At 66.0% G+C, this 25,674-nt stretch carries 23 protein-coding genes, 1 tRNA gene and 1 pseudogene; 7 read left to right on the forward strand and 18 right to left on the reverse strand.

Annotation, left to right across the window (positions count from 1 at the left end; genetic code table 11):
* Positions 1-224: 224 nt before the first annotated feature.
* Positions 225-433 (forward strand): annotated as a pseudogene (locus ACFXKN_RS24715) (transposase); the annotation flags it as partial.
* Positions 434-507: 74 nt separating this feature from the next.
* Here ACFXKN_RS24715 and ACFXKN_RS24720 read toward each other — a convergent pair.
* The 3 genes from ACFXKN_RS24720 to ACFXKN_RS24730 are packed head-to-tail and all read right to left on the reverse strand — an operon-like array spanning position 508 to position 3,269.
* On the reverse strand, positions 508-2,019 hold the full coding sequence (locus ACFXKN_RS24720) for a protein kinase (RefSeq protein ID WP_378940680.1): 1,512 nt from the start codon (positions 2,017-2,019) through the stop codon (positions 508-510).
* Between the two features lie 52 nt (positions 2,020-2,071).
* The gene (locus tag ACFXKN_RS24725) at positions 2,072-2,821 is read right to left on the reverse strand and encodes a hypothetical protein (RefSeq protein WP_378940679.1); all 750 of its coding nucleotides are present in this window, start codon (positions 2,819-2,821) and stop codon (positions 2,072-2,074) included.
* Between the two features lie 40 nt (positions 2,822-2,861).
* On the reverse strand, positions 2,862-3,269 hold the full coding sequence (locus ACFXKN_RS24730) for a hypothetical protein (protein WP_378940678.1): 408 nt from the start codon (positions 3,267-3,269) through the stop codon (positions 2,862-2,864).
* A gap of 239 nt (positions 3,270-3,508) precedes the next feature.
* Here ACFXKN_RS24730 and ACFXKN_RS24735 point away from each other — a divergent pair, with 239 nt between their 5' ends.
* Entirely contained in the window at positions 3,509-4,480 is a 972-nt protein-coding gene (locus ACFXKN_RS24735) for a hypothetical protein (RefSeq protein WP_378940677.1), read from the forward strand.
* Between the two features lie 19 nt (positions 4,481-4,499).
* Here the strand turns inward: ACFXKN_RS24735 and ACFXKN_RS24740 are convergent, their stop codons facing one another.
* The 4 genes from ACFXKN_RS24740 to ACFXKN_RS24755 all read right to left on the reverse strand — a co-directional run bounded on the left by ACFXKN_RS24740 (position 4,500) and on the right by ACFXKN_RS24755 (position 11,938).
* Positions 4,500-7,736, reverse strand: coding sequence for a WD40 repeat domain-containing serine/threonine protein kinase (locus ACFXKN_RS24740; protein WP_378940676.1), 3,237 nt, complete (start codon positions 7,734-7,736; stop codon positions 4,500-4,502).
* Positions 7,737-8,695: 959 nt separating this feature from the next.
* Positions 8,696-8,769 (reverse strand) — tRNA-Leu (locus ACFXKN_RS24745).
* Positions 8,770-8,885: 116 nt separating this feature from the next.
* Positions 8,886-10,397 carry an APC family permease gene (locus ACFXKN_RS24750; RefSeq protein ID WP_378940675.1) on the reverse strand — a complete coding sequence of 504 codons (1,512 nt, stop codon included), beginning with the start codon at positions 10,395-10,397 and terminating at the stop codon, positions 8,886-8,888.
* A gap of 53 nt (positions 10,398-10,450) precedes the next feature.
* Positions 10,451-11,938, reverse strand: a complete 1,488-nt coding sequence (locus tag ACFXKN_RS24755; RefSeq protein WP_378940674.1) for a peptide MFS transporter — start codon at positions 11,936-11,938, stop codon at positions 10,451-10,453.
* Positions 11,939-12,101: 163 nt separating this feature from the next.
* Here ACFXKN_RS24755 and ACFXKN_RS24760 point away from each other — a divergent pair, with 163 nt between their 5' ends.
* Together ACFXKN_RS24760 and ACFXKN_RS24765 are read left to right on the forward strand one after the other, a co-directional pair.
* Positions 12,102-12,548: an SRPBCC family protein gene (locus ACFXKN_RS24760; protein WP_378940673.1), complete on the forward strand. Its 447-nt coding sequence runs from the start codon at positions 12,102-12,104 to the stop codon at positions 12,546-12,548.
* Positions 12,549-12,695: 147 nt separating this feature from the next.
* On the forward strand, positions 12,696-13,526 hold the full coding sequence (locus ACFXKN_RS24765; protein WP_378940672.1) for an MHYT domain-containing protein: 831 nt from the start codon (positions 12,696-12,698) through the stop codon (positions 13,524-13,526).
* Between the two features lie 36 nt (positions 13,527-13,562).
* Here the strand turns inward: ACFXKN_RS24765 and ACFXKN_RS24770 are convergent, their stop codons facing one another.
* The 9 genes from ACFXKN_RS24770 to ACFXKN_RS24810 all read right to left on the reverse strand — a co-directional run bounded on the left by ACFXKN_RS24770 (position 13,563) and on the right by ACFXKN_RS24810 (position 19,267).
* Positions 13,563-13,775 carry a hypothetical protein gene (locus ACFXKN_RS24770; protein ID WP_378940671.1) on the reverse strand — a complete coding sequence of 71 codons (213 nt, stop codon included), beginning with the start codon at positions 13,773-13,775 and terminating at the stop codon, positions 13,563-13,565.
* 35 nt (positions 13,776-13,810) lie between these two features.
* Complete coding sequence (locus ACFXKN_RS24775; RefSeq protein ID WP_378940670.1) at positions 13,811-13,966, reverse strand: DUF6131 family protein; 156 nt, start codon at positions 13,964-13,966, stop codon at positions 13,811-13,813.
* A gap of 160 nt (positions 13,967-14,126) precedes the next feature.
* Positions 14,127-14,399: a hypothetical protein gene (locus tag ACFXKN_RS24780; RefSeq protein WP_378940669.1), complete on the reverse strand. Its 273-nt coding sequence runs from the start codon at positions 14,397-14,399 to the stop codon at positions 14,127-14,129.
* Between the two features lie 86 nt (positions 14,400-14,485).
* On the reverse strand, positions 14,486-15,217 hold the full coding sequence (locus tag ACFXKN_RS24785; RefSeq protein ID WP_378940668.1) for a GntR family transcriptional regulator: 732 nt from the start codon (positions 15,215-15,217) through the stop codon (positions 14,486-14,488).
* 108 nt (positions 15,218-15,325) lie between these two features.
* Complete coding sequence (locus ACFXKN_RS24790) at positions 15,326-16,633, reverse strand: serine hydrolase domain-containing protein (RefSeq protein WP_378940667.1); 1,308 nt, start codon at positions 16,631-16,633, stop codon at positions 15,326-15,328.
* Positions 16,634-16,722: 89 nt separating this feature from the next.
* On the reverse strand, positions 16,723-17,262 hold the full coding sequence (locus ACFXKN_RS24795; protein WP_378940666.1) for a hypothetical protein: 540 nt from the start codon (positions 17,260-17,262) through the stop codon (positions 16,723-16,725).
* 158 nt (positions 17,263-17,420) lie between these two features.
* Positions 17,421-18,026 (reverse strand): DUF305 domain-containing protein, encoded by a 606-nt coding sequence (locus tag ACFXKN_RS24800; protein WP_378940665.1) that lies wholly within the window; start codon positions 18,024-18,026, stop codon positions 17,421-17,423.
* Positions 18,027-18,091: 65 nt separating this feature from the next.
* Positions 18,092-18,661, reverse strand: coding sequence for a hypothetical protein (locus ACFXKN_RS24805; RefSeq protein ID WP_378940664.1), 570 nt, complete (start codon positions 18,659-18,661; stop codon positions 18,092-18,094).
* Positions 18,662-18,685: 24 nt separating this feature from the next.
* On the reverse strand, positions 18,686-19,267 hold the full coding sequence (locus tag ACFXKN_RS24810) for a hypothetical protein (RefSeq protein WP_378940663.1): 582 nt from the start codon (positions 19,265-19,267) through the stop codon (positions 18,686-18,688).
* Between the two features lie 404 nt (positions 19,268-19,671).
* On the opposite strand from ACFXKN_RS24810, the gene ACFXKN_RS24815 reads away from it, so the two are divergent.
* Both ACFXKN_RS24815 and ACFXKN_RS24820 read left to right on the forward strand, forming a co-directional pair.
* On the forward strand, positions 19,672-20,820 hold the full coding sequence (locus ACFXKN_RS24815) for a class I SAM-dependent methyltransferase (RefSeq protein ID WP_378940662.1): 1,149 nt from the start codon (positions 19,672-19,674) through the stop codon (positions 20,818-20,820).
* A gap of 150 nt (positions 20,821-20,970) precedes the next feature.
* Positions 20,971-21,828, forward strand: coding sequence for a Bax inhibitor-1/YccA family protein (locus ACFXKN_RS24820; RefSeq protein WP_378919449.1), 858 nt, complete (start codon positions 20,971-20,973; stop codon positions 21,826-21,828).
* A 60-nt stretch (positions 21,829-21,888) separates the two neighbouring features.
* On the opposite strand, the gene ACFXKN_RS24825 is transcribed toward ACFXKN_RS24820, so the two are convergent.
* A complete protein-coding gene (locus ACFXKN_RS24825; protein ID WP_378940661.1) occupies positions 21,889-23,109 on the reverse strand; it encodes an acetyl-CoA C-acetyltransferase in 1,221 nt (406 codons plus the stop codon).
* Positions 23,110-23,171: 62 nt separating this feature from the next.
* Positions 23,172-24,041, reverse strand: a complete 870-nt coding sequence (locus ACFXKN_RS24830) for an SGNH/GDSL hydrolase family protein (protein WP_378940660.1) — start codon at positions 24,039-24,041, stop codon at positions 23,172-23,174.
* A 244-nt stretch (positions 24,042-24,285) separates the two neighbouring features.
* On the opposite strand from ACFXKN_RS24830, the gene ACFXKN_RS24835 reads away from it, so the two are divergent.
* Positions 24,286-25,668: a cystathionine beta-synthase gene (locus tag ACFXKN_RS24835; protein WP_378940659.1), complete on the forward strand. Its 1,383-nt coding sequence runs from the start codon at positions 24,286-24,288 to the stop codon at positions 25,666-25,668.
* Positions 25,669-25,674: the final 6 nt, after the last annotated feature.

The raw sequence follows: 25,674 nt of genomic DNA on the forward strand, positions 1-25,674 counted from the left end.
GGCTCGTTTTTTTTTATAAGCCACCGCCGACTTGGCAGGATCGATGATCCTGCCAAGTCGGTGTCCACTACTCGAGGTGAACCTCACGAACCCTGACTGTGCGTGTTGGTTTCGGGGGTTTTCGGTGGTCACACTCGACCCCGGTGGATCACGGTAGCCGATCTACCTGCGACGATTCCAAGGTGTGATGCACGTTCGGTCTCGGACGACCATGGACAATCACCGACATTGCCGAGCTGCGCGGCTGGGTCGCCGACCGCGGCACCGGAGTCCGTATCGCCCGCAAGGGTGTCGAACGCAGTGACCGACTCGGGCGCCACCGGTGGGTCGTGGAACGGACCTTCTCCTGGCTGACCGGCTACCACCGGCTCACCTGCGCTACGACCGCAAGGCCGAACACTTCCTCGGGTTCTGGACCCTGGCTGCCGCGCTCACCTTTTTCAAAGAAGCTGGCCAAGGTCCGATCAGCGACATGAGACAAAGTCTTAGAACAGTGCTCCCTTGCCGCTACAGAGCATCGATCAGTGCCTGCCGTAGTTCCTTCGCGCTTGTGATTTGGATGGCGGGCTCGTCGATCAGGGCCTCGTCGATGACCCTCGAGAGCTTGCTTGGGATGTGGGGATTGCGTTGCAGAATGGGAATGGCGTTGTCGTGCAGCACGATCGCGATGGGATCGGCGGTGGGCGGGAACTCGCGAGGGGTATGGCAGGTGAGCATGAAATAGAGTGAGGCGGCGGTAGCCCAGACGTCGACCTCGGGCCGGGCGAACTTGTAGTTGATCAGCTGCGGACGGGACATGAAACCGACCGTTCCCGCTGTCGAGCCAGTCAGGGTGTGACCGGACAGCCCTGCCCGTTCGAAGGCTTTCGCCAGACCGAAGTCGGCTAGCTTCACGATCGGAGCCGTACCCGGACCCGCGAGGAGGATGTTGGCCGGTTTGACGTCACGATGCACCAATCCGATTGCGGTTGGCTCGGTATCGATGGTGGCCCAATCGACCGGAACGTTGTGTGCGTAGTCGAGTCCCTCGAGCACCTGCGTGATGAGGGCGACAGATTCGCCGACACCCAGCGGCCCCTTGGTTTTGACCAGTTGATCGACGCTGCCTCGGTCGCAGTATTCGCACACGAAATAGAACGTCGCGCCCTCCGCGCCGCCCTCCCTGAAGCCGACGATATTCGGGTGGTGTAAGCCACGGATGCAGTCCATTTCGCGGAGGAAACCCTGCTCCGCCTTCGGATCGACACCGACCTGCGCCGGCAGCACCTTCAGGGCTCGCGCTTCCCCGGACTCGGTGTGGCGCACCAGGTGCACCACGCCCTGTCCACCTCGTCCGAGTTCACGAACCGGCTCGTAGCCACGGATCACGGGCACACCCACGCCCGGCCGGGGGACGGATTGCAGCAGCGCACCCAACAACGCCTGCGGGTCCCTGCGGCAGTCGTCGCAGAGCTGTTTGCCCGCACGGCGTCCCGGGGTCGATCGACCGCACAACTGGCAGCGCGGTGCGCCGGGAGCATCGTTGTGCTCGGTGACTCGGCATCGGTCGCATAGCGCAAGGCCTACGGTGACATCCCGGCCACAACGGCCGCATGTCGGCGAGACGACGACACCGACCCGGATGACGCATTTCCCGAGCCGCACCTCATCGCCGTCGGCCAGATCGCGTTCGCGAAACTCCAGCCGGGCGCCTTCCTCCGGGGTCTGGCCCGGTAGGCGGCGCCCGATCTCCGCACCATTGACGTGAGTCCCGTTGAGACTGCCGAAGTCTCGTACCCGGATATCGGGAGGGTTGATGTCGAACAGGCAGTGATGTCGAGACACCAATGGATGCTCAGGATCGTCGACGACCCGCAACGTGCTATCGACGGCACGCCCGGCAACGCAGTGAGCCTTCTCGTCCACGGCGAAGTGCACCCCCGTCGACGGACCTGTAACCACCGTCAATGTCACCTTGGCGGACATGGTCAGTGCCCCTCCCTTCCCATAGCGGCAACATACCGCGCCGATCGAGCTCACTACATTTGTCGAACAGCGTGAACGCGATGGCGTCGGCACTCAACCTGACGCCCTACAGGGTGTCGACCGGAGTCAGCAGCGCCAAGTGTTCCTCTCGCACGATGCCGAACCATAGCGCCCGGCCGATCAGCGCGGCCCGCCGATCCTCCAGCTCCCCATAGCCTTTCAGCCCCAGACGCTCGACCAGGTACTCGATGTGATAATTCACCGCCGCCGTCGTCGCGAGGTCTTGTCCCGTTGCGGTCCTGCGCAGGGTGCGTAGCAGTCCGGGGATCGTGGGGATGGCGGCCGAGCCGTACACCAATCGCGGTTCACACAGGGCGACCAGGACGAGAAAATGCTTGGTGGTCGGGTCGAGCGGCCGGATCGGATCGGCGGTGCGTCCGGTCACGGTGACTTCTGGGATGGTGGCCAGCGGTCGTCGCATCGCGAACACCTTGAAATCCACCACCTCCCCTTCCGCCGACAACAATTCCACGCGCGAGGAGGCGAAGGGTACCGGGAGCCGTTCACCTGGGCGGATCGTGAAATGCTCGCCGCGCCCCTCATCGTTGTGAACGACATAAGTCGCCGTCGTCCGAGAGCTCAAATTCGTGAGCAGCCAATAGGAATCGACCACCTCGATGCGCCCGGCCACACGCGAGATACCAGGTCGGTCGATGCGGATATCGACGCGGAACGTATCCGAGCCGCGGCCGAATGAACTCGCCTCGCCCGGCCACAGGTTCAACGCCGGCTGCCGCGGACCCTCCAGCGGCGCCGGAACATGAACGAGGACCGAGCAGCTGTCGTTCGAGATCACCACACCAGTGTGGCGCATCGATCCCACCTGAAACAGGTCTTCAATACATGGTGGCGTGACCGTAGACTGCGAACGTGTCGCTATCGTTCTTGAAGATCCGGTACGGCCGCCATGTGGAGTCCGACATCGAGTCGAGCTGAACATGGGGAGGGCCTCCGCCTGCGGGCGTTTTGACGCTCGAGTCGGTGAAACCGTCGGATCCGTTGTCCGCGAGTAGTTTCGAGATCCGACGTCGGAGCTCCCCGGGGCTGATCACAACTATCTCCTTGGCGCCCCATACATCGGCTACCAACTGGAAGCCTGGTTCGATCTCCTCGATGCTGACGGGCGGTAGCTGCTGTGCTGCAGCAATGACTTTGTCCGCCAGTACGGCGTTGGCCACACCGGCGGCTCGGGTGCCTTCGGCCGCGTCATCGCCAGTCCGTTTGCGATCGAAACGAAATCGCATGATCTCTCCCTCCCTCGGCTGCAGCTCATCCTCCCCGGCCGCACGAAATCGACTTCGTGCCCTTGACTCTCCGGACAGAACTCCTCGGTGCTGCGTAGACCATGATCCGTCCGGGGCTGTGTGATGGCAACCTGACAACTTTCAGGTTGCGTCTCGAGCGGCGGTGCGCGAGTGTTCGACCCGACGCGCCCGCGCGACGATCGGTGCGACGGAAGACACCAGGGAGGAGAGTGCAGGGGATGGCACTTTTCAAACGCAAGGGCCACGAATCCGACCATGCCGGGACTATTGTCGATCTACTGACGCGTCAGTTCGCCGCCGCCGGCATCGCCGACCCCGAACGGGTGGCACGAAAAGCAGCGGACGCTGGACTGGCCCCAAGTCACATCAAGACCACCGCGACCGCACGCTTCGCCGTCTTCCGAGCCGACTCTGCCGACCAGCCGAAGCGATTTCTGGCCGACGACCTGAGAGTCGACGCGAGGTTGATCTACTTCGTCGTGGAGACGCCGGAGGGCAACTGGGGCAGGGACATCGATGGCCTGTACCTGGAGAACCTGCTGCCCTGGCAGCGCGACATTGCCCGGGCGACCTGTGATGCCGACATTGTCCGGATCCCCGGCATCGGCGATCCGTCCGGTGGGCTGATTACCGCGGCGAAAGGCACAATGGACAACTTCGTCGCCGAGCTGCGGTGCGGATCCTGCGGGTCCGGCTGGTGGGATGGCATCCGATACCGAGACTTCACCGCCGTCCGCTGCCCCGGCTGCGGGACGGTGAATCGGGTCGACAGCCGCAACTACACCGTAGAGACGTACACCAGCCCCGAAGCTCAGGAGGGCTCGTCGGCATCGCCGCCGACCGAGTGGGCTCCGCTGACGCCGACTCAACTGGCAGAGCCGAGGCAGGCCAGCGAGCGGCTCGTAGAACTCACCGCTGCCGCCCGAGCGCGTAGACGCGATCTCACTGTGGCCCAGATGCAACTCTGGGCGGACCGGCACCATCTCGATGCCATGCTGTCCACCGCAGCGCCCATAGAACCATGGCTCGCAGAGCACGCCGAAATACGTGCTATCGGACGTCAACTCGACCGAGTGGGCGGACTACCGCTCATGCGGCGCACATTCGACATCCTCGAGCCGACAGGACCGCTGTTCGCAAACGTGCGGGTGAGTTATCTCTGGCACAACATCGGCCAATGGCGTGACTGAGCGCGCGGCCTGACGACGTTCAAGCAGTGATCGTCGCCTGGGCCAGCTGCCAGGGCGCGGACGGCCCCGGCGGCGCGAGGTGCCACACGCGGAGCGTGCCATCTCGGCTGCCGGACACGACGATCCGGCCTCCGGCGGTCGACGCGACGGCGGTGATACGCCCGGTATGGCCGACCAGCGTCCGCAGGCAGCGCCCACTTCCGCCGAATCCCCAGATTTCCACCCGCCGCCCGGTTATCGCATCTCCGCCGATCACCAGTCGTTCGCCGTTGAGTGCCACAGGTCCAGCGAGTCGTCCGGGCGGAATGCGCGCCGTATCGACCGTCCTGCCGTTGCGGACGGTCCACACCGTAAGCGTGTGCGTTCCTGTTGTGACACTTGGTGATACCGCCCGTTCACTATCCGCATCGAGGATAACGTCCGTGAATCCGTCGAGCGCCCGCACGAGACGTCCCGAGCCGACCTCCCAGACCCGCGTCACCTCTTCGTGTGGATAGAAGCCCACCACCAAGCGATCGTCGGCAGTGAGCGCCACCGATTGCGCGGCATCGCTTTCGGGGCGATGGCGGCGCCCTTCCCGCAGGGTGCGCAGCACTCGGCCGCAGTCGAGATCCCACACCCGCACGGGCCCCGATCCGCCGGACACCGCGATCGAACCGTGCGCGCCGATCGCTATACACGCTGCGGGAATCTCGCCGAGACGATGGAGACGGCGACCGGTGACCGCATCCCAGACCGTCACAGTGTCTGCGGCATCGCGTGCGATGACGCGAGAACCATCCCTGCTCAGCGCCATCGTCTCGACCGCGTCGCCCACCGCGAAGACATGACGGCACCGGCGGGTCTCGATGTCCCATATCCTGACAGTCCCGTCGGCGCCTGCAGACGCGACGACGCGGGCGTCGGCGCTGATCGAAACTGCACCCACCGGGCCATCGTGCCCGGAGAACACGATTGGCTCGGCCTCGACGTCCTGCTCGCGCGCATGAGCGAGGGCTTCGGCAATCTCTCCCTCGTTGGGTGCCGCCCGGGCGGCGAGCTCGAGATGCCCACGGGCAGCGCGAATGTCGCCGCGCTCCAGATGGACCAGCCCGAGGAAATGGTCGCGAGCCGGGTCCCCGGGGCCGCGACGACGAGCCGCCTCCAATTCGGCGATCAATTCGGCATCGGTGATCCGACCTTGTCGCCAGCGGCGCAACCCGTAGTTGTACGCGGTGTGCGGGTGATCAGGATCCGCTGCTCTCGCCTGTTGCCAGAGTTTCTCCGCGCGTTCAGGACTGCCGACGTCGAGTAGGGACAGTGCGTGATTGGACAACCAGTCGGCGGTCAGCGACCGCCGCTCCGGCCGCGGCCGCCGATAGCACACACCCGTCAACTCTGCGTAGAGTTCGATCAACTCGTCGGCGAGAACGTGCATAGTCGGACGCGTATCCGGGTTTATCGCAAAACATTTCGACAAGACGTTCGCCAATCCTGTCGGCAGCGCGGGAATTCCCGCGACCGTACGATTGTCAGCCAGGAATGTTTCGAATGTCCTTGCCGCAGTCTGACCATATCGGCACGGTGGTTCGCCGACGAACAGCTCCCACACGCTTATCGCCCAGGACCACACATCCGTCGCTCCCGACAGCCGCACTGCCGGGTCGACAGCGGCCTGAGCTTGCTCGGGTGAGCAGTACGCGATGGTCATGCCCCCGCTGTAGCCAACACGCAGGCTCGGCTGCGATACCTTGTCATCGCGGACATAGGCTCTCGCCAATCCGAAATCGGTGACTTTCACGGTTCCCTGACGTGTCAGCATCACGTTCGCCGGCTTGATGTCCTGATGGACCAATCCGTTCTCGTGTGCGTGCGTCACGCCCCACGCGAACTGGATCGCCACATCCAGCAGACGATCCAGCACCTCAGGTTCCGCACCGACGTAAAGGGTTCGCGTGGCCATCGCTTCGGCGAGGCTGCCGCCGTCGACCCACTCGGCGAAAACCCTTGGCGTCCCGCGCCATTGCCGCACGTACACGCAGGTCACCGTGTTCGGATGTACACGCAATCCCACCCACGCTTCGGCTTCTTCCTCGAATCTGCGCACGTGGACCGGTGAACCCAGAAGCTCCAAGCGCGGTGTCTTGACCGCCAGTTCCGCCCGCCAGCCTCGATGCCATACCCGATAAACGACCCCCATCCCACCCGAGACGACCGCGCGAACGTCGTACAGGTCGTCGATCACATCGCCGACGTGCCACGGCTCGATTCCCCCCGAGAAGACCGCGCGACCACCGTACAGGTCGCCGATCACATCGCCGAAGTGCCGCGACTCGATTCCCCGTCCGCGCGGGTTCTTTCGGCCAGCCTGGCGGATCTCGTCCCCCCGGTCGCCGCCCTGGGCGCGCTCGTTGCCGGCATCGGGTGCGCGCGGACCTTCGCGTCGCGGGCTCTCGGTCTCACCCCGGCGTATCTGGTTGCCTGATCCAACTCCGATGTCGGCGACCCGAGGTACGTCGCGAGGTCGGGGTTCGCCCGCCGGTTGCGGAATACGCTTGACCCTCTGCTGCTCGATCGGCGACAACAGATCCCACGGCAGAGTGATTGTGGAACCATCTGCCGCGAAGTATCCGAGGTGCACTACGCCGACGCGGCCGTCCGCGCATACCAACCAATGTGCGGCGTCTGCCCCGCGCTCGCGGGCCTGCTCCACCCACGGCGTTACCCAGTTCGTGTAATCACCGCCGGGAATCCTTTTCCGGATCCGTCCGGGGTCCGTGTCGGCGAACAGGCTCACCATGATCTCCGCATCGTCGCGCCGCCGTACATCACCGTTCCAAGCCCCCGCGACGAACGACAACGCGGTTTCGTCGTCCAGGCTGGTGAATCCGGGCCGCACGGCAAGAGAGTGATCGGCGCGTTCGAGATGTGCCAGATGTCTGGGAATGAGTTCGCGCACCCATGCATGGAACTCATCCTTCAACACCACCACCACGATTCGTCGAACGCCATTCACGGTGACATCGCGGATCAGCGCGCGATCGACCGCACCGTGCGGCAGACTCTTGTTCTGCTCATACGTTTCGATGAGGAACCGTCCGTAAGCTTCACCGAGGTCTCCCGATCCGTGACATCTGGTTATCTCGGCACCGGCGAAACACATGCCCGTGTCGCGAACGGCCGAATGCACGATCTGCTCGGCCTCGGCGCCGTCCGGGTCGTGTCCGCTCGTATATAGGATGAAAACCCCGTCGGTGCTCGCGGCTCCGCTTTTCAACTATCTCAGCCTTTCAATACCGAACTCGTCACGAGGACTCCGTCAATGCTCGTCGCAATCGGGGCACTTCGCCAGGGGTAGTCCTCGAGCCTGCACAGCGACCAGGAAGCGGCGAGCGCTTCACGGGCCGTTCCGGTGTGCGACTTTCGGTACCGTTCAGCGCATACCGGGTCGAATCATCGCCGATCCGGGTTGACAGTGTCCGTTCGAGGAACTCGAAAGCGGAAGGCTGGTGGCGCCCGAGTCGGTCACTGCGTTCGACACCCTTGCGGGCGATACGGACTCCGATGCCGCGGTCGGCGACCCAGCCGCGCAGCTCGGCAATGTCGTAGGCCTTGTCGGCGTGTAGCTGTCCCATGCAGCATCGACAATCTCAGAGAGGCAAGTCGTGCGGCTCACGCATGAAATCAGTGAATCGCCGAACCCTCCATCTTCCTAAGGAATTCGATGGCGTAGATCGTCAGGGGGGACCGCCGCGCGACGTCCATTGGCGATCGCCAGGGCGCGTCGGCCTTGGGAACTTCCCATCGGAGCGCCTGCGGCTACAAGTGTGTGGCCGCCTGTCCTGCATCGGAGCTGACTCTCTGCGGTGGCCAGGCTGGAGTATTGGTAGCTCATGCGCATGACTGTGTCGGGGCAGTGCAGGGCACTGGACGAATCCGGCCACATCTACCGCGAGATTGTGTCCGCTTCCCGCGCTGGGTTGGGACCATCCAGAGGCAGAACATCATGTCCGGGCCAACGAACCCCTGGCAGGTTTCGGCGGTCGACTGCACGTCATCGCTGGTCGCAGGTCATCGTCCTGATCAAAGTGCGGTCAACCGGTCGACGGCAGACCGGACGATAGAATCCGCGACCGGCGACAGGAAGTTGGCCCGGAATTCTTTGCGTATTTTTGATGACGGCCCGCATTTTGCGAGATCTCAGGCCAGGGAACCGGGCTTGACCTGGTAGTTAAGTGCCCCCACAGGGACTCGAACCCTGACTGTGCGGATTTTAAGTCCGCTGCCTCTGCCAATTGGGCTATAGGGGCGTCCCGGATAGCGTAGCGAATCGTACGGGTGTACCGGAATCCTGTTGGTCGACAAGGTCGGCCCGGCGTGTCGGAACGGACCACGCCGGGACCGATCATGTCATCGAAGGTGCTGGTCAGTCTGTGATCGCGGCCTTTTTGCCCAGGACGGAGTGGCGGCGGCCATAGGCGAAGTAGACGGCGAAGCCGATGGCCATCCAGATCACGAAGCGCAGCCAGGTTTCCACCGAGAGGTTCACCATCAGCCACAGGCAGGCCGCGACGGCCAGGATGGGGACGAGGGGGACCAGGGGGACGCGGAAGCCGCGGGGCAGGTCGGGGCGGGTGCGGCGCAGGATGATGACGCCGACCGAAACCAGGACGAAGGCGAACAGCGTGCCGATGTTCACCATTTCCTCCAGCGTGCCGAAGTCGACGAAACCGGCCAGCACACAGCAGATCACGCCGACGATGACGGTGAGCCGCACCGGCGTGCCGCGCTTGCCGGTGTGGGCCAGCCCGCGGGGCAGCAGTCCGTCGCGCGACATCGCGAACAGCACGCGGGTCTGCCCGAGGAACAGCACCATCACCACGGTGGTGAGGCCGGCCAGGGCGCCGATGGAGATGACGTTCTTGGCCCAGTCGACGCCGTGGATCTGGAATGCCGTTGCCAGCGTGGCATTCTCGCCGGCCAGTTCGGTGTAGGGCACCATGCCGGTGAGCACCAGCGTCACCGCCACGTAGAGCACGGTGACGATCAGCAGCGAACCGAGGATGCCGCGCGGCACCGCCTTCTGCGGGTTCTTGGTCTCCTCGGCGGCGGTTGCGACGACGTCGAAACCGATGAACGCGAAGAATACGATGCTGGCCGCGGCGAGCAGGCCGTACCAGCCGAAGTTGGTATCACCCGCGCCGGTGATGAATTGGAACAGGGTCTGGTGCAGTCCGCTGGCGCTTTCCTCGGCAGGCTGCGACGGCGGGATGTAGGGGCTCAGGTTGGACGCCTTGAAGTAGGTGATGCCGAGCACGAGCACCAGCGCGATGACGGCGAGCTTGATCGCCACCGCGACCGCCGACACCCGCGAGGACACCTTGGTGCCGACGGCGAGCAGCACACCGAGCACCGCGAGCAGTAACACCGCGCCCCAGTCGAAGGTGACGGACCCCAATTCCACAGTGGCCGAATCGAATCCGAATACTGTGCCGAGGTATTGGGACCAGCCTTTCGCGACCACCGACGCGGCGAGCGCGAATTCCAGGATCAGGTCCCAGCCGATGATCCACGCCACCAATTCACCGAAGGTGGCATAGGAATAGGTATAGGCACTACCGGCAACGGGCACGGTCGAAGCGAATTCCGCGTAACAGACCGCGGTGAGACCACAGGCGATCGCCGCGAAAACGAATGCCAGCGAGACCGAGGGCCCGGCCACATTGCCCGCGGTGCGCGCGGTGAGGGTGAAGATGCCCGCGCCGACGACAACGGCGACACCGAAGATCGTGAGATCCCAGGCAGTCAGATCTTTGCGGAGTTTGGAATCGGGATCGTCGGTATCGAGAATCGACTGCTCGACGGATTTGGTGCGGAACAACCCGCTCCCGCGGCCGGGCGATCGGCCCAGGCCTGGAGGGTCCTGCGGTGTCGGCACGGTATTTCTCCTTCTGCTACGAAAACGTAATCGTGGATTACCCGGAAATCCGGTCAGTGCACGCCTTGCATCCGGCGCTTGATCCAGGGCGCACACGCGACGACGACGAGACCTGCCACGATGGCCGCGGCACCGCTGAACCCGAAGTAGGCGGTCTCGCTCTCGGGGCTGTAGAAGCGGGCGAGCGTGCCCGCCATCGAGGTGCCGATACCGACGGAGAAGAAGTACAGCGCCATCATCTGCGAGCGGAACGCGGCGGGCGCGAGATGCGTGGTCACCGCCAGACCGATCGGTGAGAGCAGCAGCTCCGAGATCGCGAAGCCGCCCAGGATCGCGAACACCGCGAGCACCGGCACGGTCTTGCCGTCGAAACCGCTGAGCAGCGCGAACAACCAGAACGCGATGCCCATGCCGATCACACCGAGCGCGAACTTGATCGGTGTGCTCGGCGCGCGATTGCCGAGCTTGGTCCACAGCAGCGCGAACAGCGGCGACAGCGCGATGATCCACACCGGTTCGACCGAACCGATCCAGCTCGCCGGCGCCTCCCAGCCGAAGATCCGCCAGTCGACACGCTCGTCGGAATACACCGCGAGCATGGTGAACATCTGCTGGAACAGCGACCAGAACACCGCGTTGGCGATGAACAGCGGGATGAACGCGACCACCCTCGTCCGCTCGACCTGCGTCACCTTGGCGCTGCGCAGCATCACCGCGAAATACACGACCGAGGCGACCACGATGACGCCGGTGGTGACGTCGGACAGATTCTCGAGGGTGATCAGCTCGGTCAGCACGGCCACCAGCACCGCGACCGCCGCGACGGCGACACCGATCAGCACCGGGGTCAGCTCGCGACGGGTGATGGGATTGGGCACCTCGCGCCCGTGGGTGCCGAGATTGCGCCGGAAGGTCACATACTGGGCCAGTCCGAGCGCCATGCCGATCGCCGCGGCACCGAAGGCGACGTGGAATCCCCACTCGCGCTGCAACAGGCCGGTCAGCAGCGGGCCGCAGAACGCGCCGATATTGATGCCGAGATAGAACAGCGTGAACCCGCCGTCGACCCGCGCGTCCGTCGGCGCGTAGAGGGTGCCGAGCAACGACGACGCGTTCGCCTTCAACCCGCCACTGCCGAGCGCGACGAGCACCAGGCCGACGCCGACACCGGTCAGCCCGGGCAACACCGCCAACGCGAGATGCCCGGCCACCACCACGACACCGCCGTAGAAGACGGTTCGCTCCATTCCCAGCACCCGGTCGGCAATCCAGCCGCCGAGCACGGTGGACAGGTAAACCAGGCCGCCGTACGCGCCGACGATGCCGAGCGCGGTGCTCTGGGCGATACCGAGGCCACCCTCGGTGGTGGAGTAGTAGAGGTAGTAGCCCAGGATGGTGAGCATGCCGTAGAAGGAGAAACGCTCCCACAGCTCGACGCCGAACAGATTGGTCAAACCGATGGGGTGACCGAACAGGGTGCGTTCGGCCGCCGTGTCGGCAGGGTTCGGCGGGTTGCCGAGCCGTGTTTCTTCCGTGGACATAAGGGAACGATCCCACGCCGAAACGGCGGACAGCAATTTTCCCGCATCATCGCGGGTTCGGCGTGCCGCGCCCGCCGGGCCGCCGCGAACACGTCCGGCGGCAGGCGCCGACACGAATTAAGCTGTGGTGACCGGACTCCCGCGACGGATGAGGAAATCAGACGTGCTGACAGCCCAGGTGATCGTGCCGGTGCGGCCGGAAAGGGCGTTCGCGACCCTGGCCGACGGCTGGCTCTACGCGAGCTGGGTGGTCGGAGCCTCCCACATCGGCAAGGTCGACCCCGATTGGCCCGCGGTCGGCAGCCGCATCCACTACCGATTCGGGCTGTGGCCGGTGCTGATCAGCGATACGACCCAGGTGCGCGCGATCGATCCGCCGCACCGGCTCGAGTTGGAGGCGCGGCTCTGGTCGGTCGGGTCGGCGTGGATCACGCTCACCCTCGTAGAGGAAGCGCCGGGGCGCACCACGATCCGGATGATCGAACGCGCTGCCCGTGGACCCGCGCAGTTGATCCCCGGGGTGGCCCAGGACCTGCTCTTCGCGGCACGCAATCAGGAATCCCTGGATCGGCTGGCCGATTTGATCCATGCGCGTTCGCAGAATGAATGATTCGGCACGAATTCCGACCGGTCCGTATTTCTCCATTGTGAGGATTTCGCGCTGACAGAGTTCTGCCGAATTCACTGACCCGATGTTCTGTCTGCGTATTTGGTTTAGTCTCTAGCCAATATAAATGCGTAGATCAGGGGAACGCGCGTGCTTCATATCGAGCACTTCAACAATGGCTGGATGAATCCGGTGCTGGCCTTCGGCCTGTCGTTCATCGGTTCGGTATTGGGGCTACGGTGCGCGGTGCATGCCAAAGCGTCGCCCGCACCGCTCGGTTGGCTCATCGCCGCGGCCGTCGCACTGGGTGGAGCGGCGATCTGGGTTATGCACTTCACGGCGATGCTCGGCTTCAGCATCGACGGGGCGCCCATCCGCTACAACGTGCCGTTGACGTTGCTCAGCGCGGTCATCGCGGTCGTGGTGGTGCTGATCGGGCTCACCATCGTCACCGGCGGCGGCAACGAGTGGGTGACGCTGCCGATGGGCGGCGCGACCACCGGGCTCGGTGTGGCCGCCATGCACTATCTGGGGATGTGGGCGATGCGAACCACGGCTGTTATCGAATACGAGCCCGTGCTGATGGCGTTGTCGCTGGTGATCGCGGTGGTCGCGGCCACGGCGGCACTGTGGTTCATGCTGCACGTGCGCGGCCTGCTGATGACGACGGGCGCCGCGCTGGTAATGGGAACCGCGGTATGCGGCATGCACTACACCGCGATGGCGGCAATGCGCGTGCACCATGGTGAATCGACGACCGTGGTGGACGGTGTCACGCCAGTGCAATTGCTGCTGCCGTTGATCGCGACGGTGTCCTTGGTGGTCACCGGATTGGTGATCGTGGTCGGGTTGGCCGAATTGGAAGTCGGCGAGAATCGAGCGGAATCCGCGCCGGTGCGAACGAGCGCGGGCGGGATGCACAGCACCGATCCGGCCACGCTGTCCGCCAGCGGGAAGCACTGGCCGCGTCAGCCGGATTGACCGCCGTGGCCGGATATTCGGCCACGGCGGCATCGGTCAGCTCGGCTGGGGTAGCGCGCAGTCATCGACCTTCGGATTGGCGCCCACATAGTTCAGTGGGCCCGCGATGATCGTCACCGCGATGGTGCCGAGAGTCGCGCAGTTCTGGTCGCGTTCGGTGTAATAGCCGCGTTGTCCCGCGGCCAGGATGCCGATCAGCAACCACACCAGCACGACGATCGAAAGAATGCGAGATCTACTGCCTGACATGACTGGTCCTCTATTTCGACGGAGTCTGCGCATGATCAGTAGTAGTGCCGACGGCCACCGATAGCACGCCCTGTGCTACCGACCAATAGCAGTACGACGCCGACCACCAGGAGGATGACTCCCACCGTGCTGAGGAGGGGGATGCCGAAAACGAGTCCGGCTATGAGAAGAACTGCGCCGAGAATAATCATCAGAGATCACCTTGTTCGGTGTCGGGATTGTGGAATACCGGTGGGCACCCACATAGGCCGCATGCCCGGTTTTCCCGATCCGAAACAGGCTGTGCCGCAAGAGGCGGGCCGCCTGAGCCGCCGTGGCCGAACCTGTCGGCCACGGCAGTTCGGGGGTGAATCAGCGTGCGAAGATCGGCAGCACGGCCGAGCCCGTCGATGGCGGCGGGGCACTGGAGCCGAGGTCGGCATCGAACGAGCCGGTGCCGCTGCCGACGTCGACCGAGCCCATCGAACTGCCGGTGGGCGGGCCGAGCTCGACCGAACCGGAGGGGAGTAGATCCCAATCGGCGCCGCCGACCGCGTTGGCGGTGCCGCCGGCACCGAGCAGGGTTCCCGCGGCGAGCACGGCCAGCAGGCCCGCCCTGGCGGCAGTGGAATGACGGATGGACATGGGTGTTACCTCCGAGCGCTTCGCTGTGATAGCCCTCAGACGGTAACTGAAATACGCTGATTTCACACTGGATCGGTGTGGTCCGGCTACGACTGCGGCCGCTGACCCACTTCCATCTGCACCCGATAGCGGTCGGCGCGGTACCAGCTCTGGGTGTGCTCGATCGGCACCTCCGCGCTGAACGACACCCGGTCGAAATGCAGGACGGGAGCGCCCTTCTTGACGCCGAGCAGGGCCGCGACACCGGCCTCGGCCGCCTGGGCGTCGACCGTCTGCACGGCGCGTTCGATCGGCCTGCCGTAGCGATCGGCGGTGGTCCGGTAGATCGAACCGGTGAGGTCGTGCGAGATCAGGCCGGGGACCAGTTCGGGGTTGAACCAGGCGTCGTCGACGCTGACCGGATCTTCGTCGGCCAGCCGCAATCGGCGCGCGTGGTAGGCGAGCGCACCCTGGGGCAGGCGCAGTGCGCGGGCGGTGGCCTCGGGCGCGATCGCTTCCTCGGCGACGAGCACCAGGGTGGTCGGATGGTGGCCGAGTGCGCGCATCTCCTCGGTGAACGAGGCCAGGTGCAGTCGCGATTGCACGGGCCGGTGCGCGACGAAGGTGCCCTTGCCGCGGACCCGGACCAAATACCCTTCGTTGACCAGTTGACCGACTGCCTCGCGCACGGTGATCCGGCTGACACCGTAGTCCTGCATCAGATTGCGCTCGCTGGTCAGCAGGTCGCCCGGCTGTAGCTCGCGCGTGCACTTCTGCAGCAGAATCGCGCGCAGCTGTTCGTGTTTGGGCACTGCGCTGTCGCGCAGCGGTGCGGGCATCGCCAGTGGCTCCTTTGTCCTGGTAGGCCGACCGGTCCCTACTGGTCCTATCCGGTGGTTTCGAGAATACGCGACCGGCGCCCGGGAACCCAGAGATCTATGCCCGGCTCAGCGGATGCCCGGTGTGCGTGGGTCGGTGCCGATGCATCCCAGGATGACGCATCCGGGTGGCGAATCCGCGAACGGGGCCTTCGGGGTCTCGCCGAGGCAGTCGAGGAAGTTGCAGCCGGGGTAGGCGTACGGGCCGACGCCGAGGGTGCCGAAGAAGGGGTCGGGGCGGGCGATCATCGGGTCGGTTACGCTCACATCGGGACGCTCCCGATAGGGGCCAGGATCGGGGATCTGCTGGTCGCGGAACGCGGAGACGAGCGTGCGCATCACGTCGTGGGTGTAGGTGGTCGAACTGCCCACCGTCGCGACGCCGGTCCAATTCAGCACCATGCCGAGGCTGGGCACGATGAAGCTGTCGTTGCGCAGCATGCCCGACATCTTCACCGCGTCGTCGGGCAGTCCGGGGAACTCGAGGCGGCACGGTGCGCCGTTGATCACGAACAGGAAGCCGTAGCAGGGCATGCTCGGAGAGGGCGATACCGCCGCGCGCATGTAGTCCTCGGAGATCACCTGCTGGGAGTTCCAACGGCCCCGATTACCCACGAGCAGGCCGAGTTTCGCGAAATCGTCCGGCGGCAGGATCAAATGCGCGTGGCCGTAGGTGTTTCCGGCGCGGTCGCGGGCCCAGTAATAGTCGCCGCGAGCAATGCCCAATGGGTCGAACAACTTTCGCTGGGCGAAGGCCTGGAAGTCCTCGCCGACCGACTGCTGGACCACATAGACCAGCAGGTCGACCGCGCGCTGGCTGTAGCGGAACATCGTGCCCTGCGGGCGTTCGATCGGCATCGCGAGTGCTTGGGCGACGACATTGGGATCGAGTTGGGCCAGCCCCGTCGCGCCCTCGGCGGCGACGGCGACCTCCATGCCGGAGGACTCGGTGAGCAGATTGCGCACGGTGATCTCCCGGTGCGCGGCGTCGCCGAGACCCGGCGGCAGATAATTGCCGATCGGCTCGTCGATCCGCAGCAGCCCCTCGTCGACGGCCGCCCCGGCGACGAGCGCGACGACACTCTTGGTCCCGCTCCACAGATTCCACGCCACCCCGCCGGATTCGGCGTTGCGCGGGCCGGTCGCGATCAGGCAGTTGTTGCGGTACAGCTGGATATTGAACCGGGTGACGTCGCTGGCCCGCGCCATGGCGGTGGCCAGCACGGCGGGGTCGAGCGCGGCTTCGGCCGGTGTCGCGGACTGTGGTGTGCGACCGGTGGTGACCTCACACTGCTTCGCGGTGACCGGGTCGGCCTTCGCCGGGCTCGGGAGCCATGCCCCCGAAATCAGGGTCAGTGCGGTAATCGTTGCTGCCACAACGTGTTTCAGATAGCCCTGCACGTAACCCTCCAGGTGGTGTGTCCGGAGGGGAATCGTGAACGATCACGTTCTTGTTACGCGGGGAATCAGCTGCCGTAGGGGGTGCACACGCCGATCGCCTCGTCCTTGGACGTGTTGAAAATGTCGATCACACCGTTGAGTTCGTCGGTGGGCGCCCTGCGTTCGAGGGTGTCGGCGAGGGAGTTGGTCTTCTCGATGTAGTCGCGCAGCGGCACCGACAGATCGGGGATCACATCGGCGGTGATCCTGCGGTCCAGGTCCTTGGCGCTGTTGCGCAGGGTGGTGACCGCATCCGTGGCCTTGGCATCGGCATCGGGGGCCTGCTCGTTGGACGCCGCGATGTAGGCGTTGAACGAGGTGACCGAGGTCTTGTTGGCCGAACGCAGGCCATCGCACGCGGTGTCGTTGGCCGCCTCGATCTTCGCCGCCCGCGACGCCTCCGCCGCCGCCGATGACGCTGCCACCTCGGAGGTATACGAGGCGAGCTCGCCCTGGTTGACCTCGGCGGTACCCGGTACCTGCTTGGAGCAGGCGCCGATGAAGATCACTCCGGTCGCGGTGGCCGCGAGCGCGGTCCCGAGCCCCAGCCGTTCCAGTACGCGCATTTCTCTCTCCTGCCTCGAGATTGCAGGCACCGGTTGGGCCGGAGCCGAACATATCGACCGTACTGGCAACTTCCGGGTGACGTCAGGTCGCGGTGGTGATTTTCGATAACGAACTTCAGACGCGGCGCCGGGGGTGTCGTGCCCGGCGCCGCCTCTGATCAGTTCTGGCCGAGCATGCCGCGCATGGTGGTGATCTCAGCCTCTTGGTCGGCCATGATCTTCGTCGCGAGCTGCCGCGATGGCGGATTCACGCCGCCGCTCAGCTCGGTCTGCGCCATCGCGACGGCACCCTCGTGGTGGGCGATCATCATCTCCAGCCACTGCCGGTCGAAATCGGCGCCGTTGGCGGCTTGCAGGCTGCTCATCTGCGCGTCGGTCATCATGCCGGGCATGTCGTGCCCGCCGTGCCCTTCGGTCGCACTCGGAGCCGGCTTGCCGAAACCGGCCAGCAGGTCGGTGATCTGCTGCATTTCCGGCGCCTGCGCCTTCTCCACCTGGGCGGCCAGCGCGATGAGCTGCTGATTCTGGGTGTGGCTCGGCACCATCTTCGCCATCTCGACGGCCTGCGCGTGGTGCGGGTACATCATCTGCAGGAAGCTGACGTCGGCATCGTTGAAGTCGGTGCTGGCGGCAGCGCTGGTCGTGGTGGTGGTGGTGGAGTGCTCGGTGGTGTGCGTGGTTGTGGTGCTGTCGTCGCTGCAACCGGCCGCGAACAAGACGGTGGCGGCGGCGGCGACGAGGACGTGGGTACGACTGATGGACATGGTGATCCTCCTGGGGATTCGGGTGAGGTGTCGAAACTGGCGAGGCACGAGAAGTGCCGCGCCTGTCAGATCCGCAGAATCGCCAGTTGGGAAAGGGTGAGGACGGTCCATGGTGGAGGGCGCATCCGCCTACCGCGCCAGATTCGAGGCGTGCGGCGTGCGGCCTCGACGGTGTCGCCGAGGCGGTAGAGCAGGACCAGGGTCAGAGCGATGGCGAGTGCGGCCAGAACGAAAACGCAGGCGTGGACGGCGGTGTGCTCATCACAGCCTGCCGCGCCGCACCCCGTGTGCGGGTCGGACGGAGCCGCGATGGAGCGTGTCGAGTCGAATGGGGCTGCTTCGGCGAGGACAACCGTGCTCGGCGTGGAGTGGTCGGGCGCGAGGACCGCGGCATGCTCGTCGGTCGGAGCCGCGGATAGCCGCGGATCCTCGTGGTCGGACGGTGCGATGGTGACGTTCGATGCTGCCGGCGCGGGGCCGTGGGCACTGTCGGTCGCGTGGGCGGTGCCGAAGACCGCGGAGTGCATGGCGACGATTCCGGCCAGCAGCATCAGCACGGCGAGCGCCCTGGCAATGCCGGGTGCGCGCGCGGGCGGATGCTGGTCCATCACGGCGACCAGTCTAGCGATCGTCATCGTGATACCGGGTAGGGGTAAGAGTTACCGAGTGGCGATGTCGACGACCAGGCGCGGGGGATCGGCAAGGGCGGTGACCGCGAAGGGCGGCTGATCGGCGTCGATGCCGACAAACGACTGGGTGACGCCCTCATAGACCAGCTTCTTGTAGACCCCGGTGATGGTCGGTGTGCTCGGGTCGGTCACCGGATCTGGCCCGGCGAACAGGGGGACGGTCGAGTCGAACGGATACGCGGAGCCGAGGATGCGCACCTCGAGAATCGCGCGGCCGGCCACGTCGACGGTCTTGCCGCTGCCGTCCTGCACCGCGCGATCGGTGTAGGCCACCTGCCAGCCGGGAGTCCCGGTGCCACCGAGAGCGAAGACCACGCGGTCGAAGCCGGGCTGTTGGCCGATCCGGATATCGCTGACGGTGAGCGCCGCGCCCGCGGAGGCCGCGCCGGACTTCGGGCCCGCGTCGGTGGGTACCTCACCGGTGGCATCGGCGAAGGTGCTGGTGGTGCTCGTTGTCGTCGGTGGCGCCGTGGCCGGTGCGTCATCGGTACCGCAACCGGATACCGACACCGCGGCCGCGGCGATCAGCACGAACACGAGGGCGTTGCGCATGGGGCTGATGGTACGCAGGGACCTCGGCGAGGTGGGCGAAGGAGCGCGGGGTGTGTTCGGGCTACGGAAAGTTTGCTGGTGACTTCCAAATGGGAGCTGTTCCGGCCGATGCACGCAGGTCGCAGCCGGGATTTCCGGTGAACGCGTACCAGTTCGGTAGTTAGCGCCACCTGCGGTGATCGGCCTGCGGCGCGGGTTGGCAGGCGATCGTGGCCGACGCATTGGGGAGCAATGGAATTCGTGAGATCGGCGAATTCGCCGGCGGTCTGCAAGGGCATCGCAAATCGATGGAACCCGTTATCGCTCAGCGAAATACATCCTACGACGCCCCCTTGTGGGCCACCCCGACAGCCGATACCGGGCCCGGATGTGACAGTGGGGCAACGATCCAGCACACTTGCCGGGTGGACAGTGTTGAGGACGTATTCGAGCGACTACGCCGGTACCCGGATGTGGAGGCGCCGAACCTCTATGCCGTCGACGCCGCCGACCGGCTGATCCTCGACACGGCCGCGGACGTCCTCGCGGCCGCGGGTAGCGGCGAGGTTGCGGTGATCGGCGACGCCTACGGCGCGCTCACCCTCGGGGTCGCCGCCCAGCACGGACTCGCAGGCATTCGCGTGCACCAGGACCTGATCACCGGCGAATCGGCGCTGGCAGCCAATGCCAAGACCCTCGGGCTCACCGACCGCTACACCGCCCACGCCCTCGACGCCGACCTGCTCACCGGCGCGCGCGTGGTCCTGATGCGGTTGCCGCGGATGCTCTCGGGCGTCGCCGAGATCGCCGAGGCCATCGCCCGCTACGCCGCCGACGACGTGGTGGTGTTCGCGGGCGGTCGCGACAAATACCTCACCCCGGCCATGAACGAGGTGCTCGCCGAATCCTTCGCGCAGGTCCGCGCGGGCCGGGGTCGGCAGAAGTCGCGCGTGCTCGTGGTCGGCGAGCCGCTGCCGGTGGGCGAATCCCGGTTTCCCGTGCGCGAGCATGTCATCGAGATCGACGGCGATGTCGTCGCGTTCGGTGCGGCGTTCTCGGGATCGCGCCTCGATATCGGCACCCGCTTCCTGCTCGAGCACATGGACCGGATGAAGCCCGACGCGCGCGATGCCGTCGATCTCGGTTGCGGCACCGGCATTCTCGCGGTCGCGCTGGCGAAATCCCGTCCGCACATCCGGGTGGTCGGCACTGACCAGTCCGCCGCCGCCGTCGCCTCGGCCAGGGCAACCGCCGAAGCCAACGGTGTCGCGGACCGGGTGACGGTGGTGCGCGACGACGCCATGTCCTCGGCGGCCGACAACAGCGCCGACCTGGTGCTGTGCAATCCACCGTTCCATGTCGGCGCGGCCGTGCACACCGGCTCGGCGATCAAGATGTTCGTCGAGACCGGGCGGGTGCTGCGGCCCGGCGGTGAGTTGTGGACGGTGTACAACTCGCACTTGAACTATCGCGGCGTGGTGGAGCGGATGGTCGGCCGCACCGATGTGATCGGCCGGAACCAGAAGTTCACGGTCACGCGGTCCGTTCGTGGTCTGCGCGACGTACAACGATAGGGCGACCCGAAAGCGGTAGAGTCCGATTTGTCCGAACGGGCGAGCGGTGTGGTCACGGACCGGATCGCTGGGAACTTTGTCCGATCGTGGCGCGTTGAACAGGGCAGTTGGAGCTTCTGCAGCGACTCGTATCTCCAAGAAAGGCGCACGGTGCGTACCTCATCGAATCCGGTGTTCAAGAACCTTCCCCGCCAGGAAGGTGTCGGCGGTTACGCGAACTTCGGTTCGGGCGTAGCAGGCGCAGGACAGGTCGGCAACCAGCAGTACGGCGAATACGGGCAGCAGTACGGCCAGCAATTCCAGCAGGCCCCCGCCACCCGCGCGATGACCATCGACGACGTGGTCACCAAGACCGGCATCACCCTCGCGGTGCTCACCGTCTCGGCGATCGTCTCCTTCGCGCTGTCCAGCGCGAACCCGTCGCTGGCGCCGCTGTTCGTTATCGGTGGCGGCATCATCGGCCTGGTGCTCGTCCTGATCGCGACCTTCGGTCGCAAGATGGACAACCCGGCCATCGTGCTGGCCTACGCGGCCTTCGAGGGCCTGTTCCTCGGCGCGCTGTCGCTGATGTTCACCGACGTCACCTTCGGCGGCGTGGGTGGTAGCGCCCTGATCGGCCAGGCGGTGCTCGGCACGTTCGGCGTGTTCTTCGGCATGCTGGTCGTCTACAAGACCGGCGCCATCCGCGTGACCCCTCGCTTCACCCGCATGCTGATCGGTGCGATGGTCGGCGTGCTGGTGCTGATGGTCGGCAACCTGATCGCGAGCTTCTTCACCGACGGCGGCTTCGGCCTGCGCGACGGCGGCCCGCTGGCGATCGTGTTCAGCCTGGTCTGCATCGCCATCGCCGCGTTCAGCTTCCTGCTCGACTTCGACGCCGCCGACCAGCTGATCCGCGCCCAGGCCCCCGAAAAGGCAGCCTGGGGCGTCGCCCTCGGCCTCACCATCACCCTGGTCTGGCTCTACATCGAGATCCTCCGCCTGCTGAGCTACTTCCAGCGCGACTGATAGAAGACACAAAAGCGGCCCACCTCATCGAGGTGGGCCGCTTTTTTCGGTCTATCTATCTCAGCTGAGGCGCTCGATGACCAGGGCCATGCCCTGGCCGCCGCCGACGCACATGGTCTCCACGCCGAACTGCTTGTCGTAGGTCTGCAGGTTGTTCAGCAGGGTGGTGGTGATGCGGGCACCGGTCATGCCGAACGGGTGGCCGAGCGCGATCGCGCCGCCGGAGACGTTGAGCTTGTCCTCGTCGATCTTCAGCTCACGCGCCGAGCCGAGCACCTGCACGGCGAAGGCCTCGTTGATCTCGAACAGGTCGATGTCGGAGACCGACTTGCCCGCCAGCGCCAGCGCGCGCTTGACGGCCTCGACCGGGCCGAGGCCCATGATCTCGGGCGACAGGCCCGAGACGCCGGTGGAGACGATGCGGGCCAGCGGGGTCAGGCCCAGCTCCTTGGCCTTGGTGTCGCTCATGATCACCAGCGCCGCGGCGCCGTCGTTGAGCGCGCAGCAGTTACCGGCGGTGATGGTGCCGTCGGGACGGAACACCGGCTTGAGCCCGCTGACCGCCTCGTAGGTGACACCGGCGCGCGGGCCGTCGTCCTTGCTCACGATCGTGCCGTCGGGCAGGGTCACCGGGGTGATCTCCCGCTCGAAGAAGCCGGCCTTGATGGCCTCTTCGGCGCGGTTCTGCGAGCGCACGCCCCAGCGGTCCTGGTCCTCGCGCGAGATGCCGGTCAGCGACGCGACGTTCTCGGCGGTCTGGCCCATCGCGATGTAGGCATCGGGAAGCAGGCCGTCCTGGCGCGGGTCGTGCCACACACCGGCGCCACCTTCGGCGGCCTTGGCAGTACGGGCAACGGCGTCGTCGAAAATGGTGTTCCTGGTGTCGGGCGAGCTGTCGGCCGAGCCACGGGCATAGCGCGAGACAGTCTCCACGCCGGCGGAGATGAAGACGTCACCCTCGCCTGCCTTGATCGCGTGGAAGGCCATCCGGGTGGTCTGCACCGACGACGCACAGTAGCGCTGCACGGTGGTGCCGGGGACGACATCGAGGCCGAGCTCGATGGCGATCATGCGGCCCATACCGAAGCCACCCTCGCCGGCGGGGGAGCCGGTGCCCAGGATGATGTCGTCGATCTGCGTCGGATCCAGCGAAGGCACCTTGGCCAGCGCGGCACGAACCATCTGCGTGGTCAGGTCGTCCGGGCGCATTCCCGCCAATGACCCCTTGACGGCACGGCCGATCGGGGAACGGGCGGTGCTGACGATGACGGCCTCGGGCATGAGGACTCCTTTTCGCGTTGTTCGACGTGAACGGCTGTTTACCTGCCGGTCAACTCTCGAATCTACGTCTCCAGTTGCGCGACGGGAAGGGCAGGTCGGTCGCGCACCTGCGCGATCAGCACGGGAAGCAGCTGCGCAGCGGCCAATTCGTAGCCTGCCGCGGAAGGGTGGAATCCGTCGGTGGCGAACAGGATTTCGGGTGCGGCCCGGAACTCGGAGGCGACCAGGGGTGAACCCATCGGCACCGCGATGCCGCCCGCGATCGTGGTGGCGACCGTCTGGGCCTTGGCCAGCCGCACACTCCAGTTCGCGACGATCGTGCGCAGCGGTTGCTGGATCGCGGTGACGGTGCCCAGGTTCGGGCAGGTGCCGACCACCACCAGCGCATCGGCTTCCCGCAGCCGTGACACCGCCGCCGCGAGCCTGCGTGCCGAGGCCCGGATGGAGTGCTTCTTGGTGATGTCGTTGGCGCCGACCAGGATCACTGCCGCGTCCGGTGGCGGGCCCGCGACGAACATCGCGTCGACCTGTCCGGCCAGGCCCTTCGACGTAGCGCCGGAGATGGCCTTGGTGCTCAACCGGATGCGCATGCCGGTGGCCTCGGCCAGCCCGCGAGCCAACCGCACGCCCGGCACATCGCTCGCACCGAGACAGCCGAGCCCGGCCGCGGTGGAGTCGCCGAAGACCATCAGGTGCAGGTCGAAGGGCGTGCTCTTGCGCCACGGTTCGGGAAGGGTGGCGCCCGGCGCGTACACGCCGTCGGCCTCGGGCGGCTTGGAGGTGTCGCGGCCGATCACCGCGCGCGCCGCACCCGCCTGCGTCATCAGCAATCGATAGGTCGCCCAGGAGACGGTGCCTGCGCCGGACCCGGCGAGCACGGTCGTCGCCCCGGTGACGGCAGCGGTACGCCAGCTGATTCGAGGTGCGCTCACATTCGAAAATTCTACGTCGCGGACCGGCCCGGGCAGAGATACCGACCACACACTCCGGTGCGGGGCGCCTCCGCCCGGTCGCGAGCGCAAGTGCTCGGCTACTCTCGTGCCGGAAGAATCGATTTCGTAGGTACATGGGTAACTCGCCGGGGACGCCCAGGACTTGCCCACCGATAGACGCGGGCCCGAACACAATGTCCGGCGGCACCTACGACCGGCAAAATACTCGGAGAGGCGGGCCAGTATGCGCATCGCGGATCATGTGGTTGACCTCATCGGCAACACCCCCCTTGTTCGGCTGAACTCGGTGGTCGGCCCCAACGCCGGCCTGGTGGCCGCGAAGGTCGAATACCTGAACCCGGGCGGCAGCTCCAAGGACCGGATCGCGGTCAAGATGATCGACGCCGCCGAGCAGGACGGACTGCTGAAGCCGGGCGGCACGATCGTCGAGCCCACCTCGGGTAATACCGGTGTCGGCCTGGCGCTGGTCGCCCAGCAGCGCGGGTACAAGTGCGTGTTCGTGTGCCCGGACAAGGTCAGCGAGGACAAGCGCAACGTGTTGCGTGCCTACGGCGCCGAGGTCGTGGTCTGCCCGACCGCCGTGCCGCCGGAGCACCCCGACAGCTACTACAACGTCTCCGATCGCCTGGTCCGCGAGATCGAGGGCGCCTGGAAGCCCAACCAGTACTCGAACCCGGGCGGCCCCGACAGCCACTACGAGACCACCGGTCCCGAGATCTGGGCCGACACCGAGGGCAAGGTCACCCACTTCGTCGCGGGCGTCGGCACCGGCGGCACCATCTCCGGCACCGGCCGCTACCTCAAGGAAGTTTCCGGCGGCACGGTCAAGATCATCGGCGCCGACCCGGAGGGTTCGGTCTACTCCGGCGGCACCGGTCGCCCGTATCTGGTCGAGGGTGTCGGCGAGGACTTCTGGCCGACCGCCTACGACGCGTCGATCCCCGACGAGATCATCGCGGTCTCCGACGCGGATTCCTTCGAGATGACCCGGCGCCTGGCTCGCGAGGAAGGCCTGCTGGTCGGTGGTTCCTGCGGCATGGCCGTGGTCGCCGCGATCGAGGTCGCCCGCCGCGATCCCGACGCCGTGGTGGTGGTGCTGCTGCCCGACGGTGGCCGCGGCTACCTGTCGAAGATCTTCAACGACAAGTGGATGAGCTCCTACGGCTTCCTCCAGACTCCCCTCGAGGCGGGCCCCGAACCGCTGGTCGGTGACGTGCTGCGCGGCAAGTCCGGCGGCCTGCCCGACCTGGTGCACACCCACCCGTCGGAAACCCTGCGCGACGCCATCGAGATCCTGCGCGAATACGGCGTCTCCCAGATGCCCGTCGTCGGCGCCGAGCCCCCGGTCATGGCCGGTGAGGTCGCGGGCAGCGTCACCGAACGCGACCTGCTCTCGGCCGTCTTCGAAGGCCGCGCCAACCTCACCGACTCCGTCGCCCAGCACATGAGCCCGTCTTTCCCGCTGATCGGCTCCGGCGAACCCATCTCCACCGCCACCAAGGCCCTGTCGGATTCCGACGCCCTGATGGTCGTCGAAGACGGCAAGCCCGTCGGCGTCATCACCCGCCACGACCTACTCGGCTTCCTCAGCACGGGTTCTATCTGACACTGA

It is taken from the genome of Nocardia sp. NPDC059195 (assembly GCF_042754695.1).
Taxonomy (GTDB): domain Bacteria; phylum Actinomycetota; class Actinomycetes; order Mycobacteriales; family Mycobacteriaceae; genus Nocardia.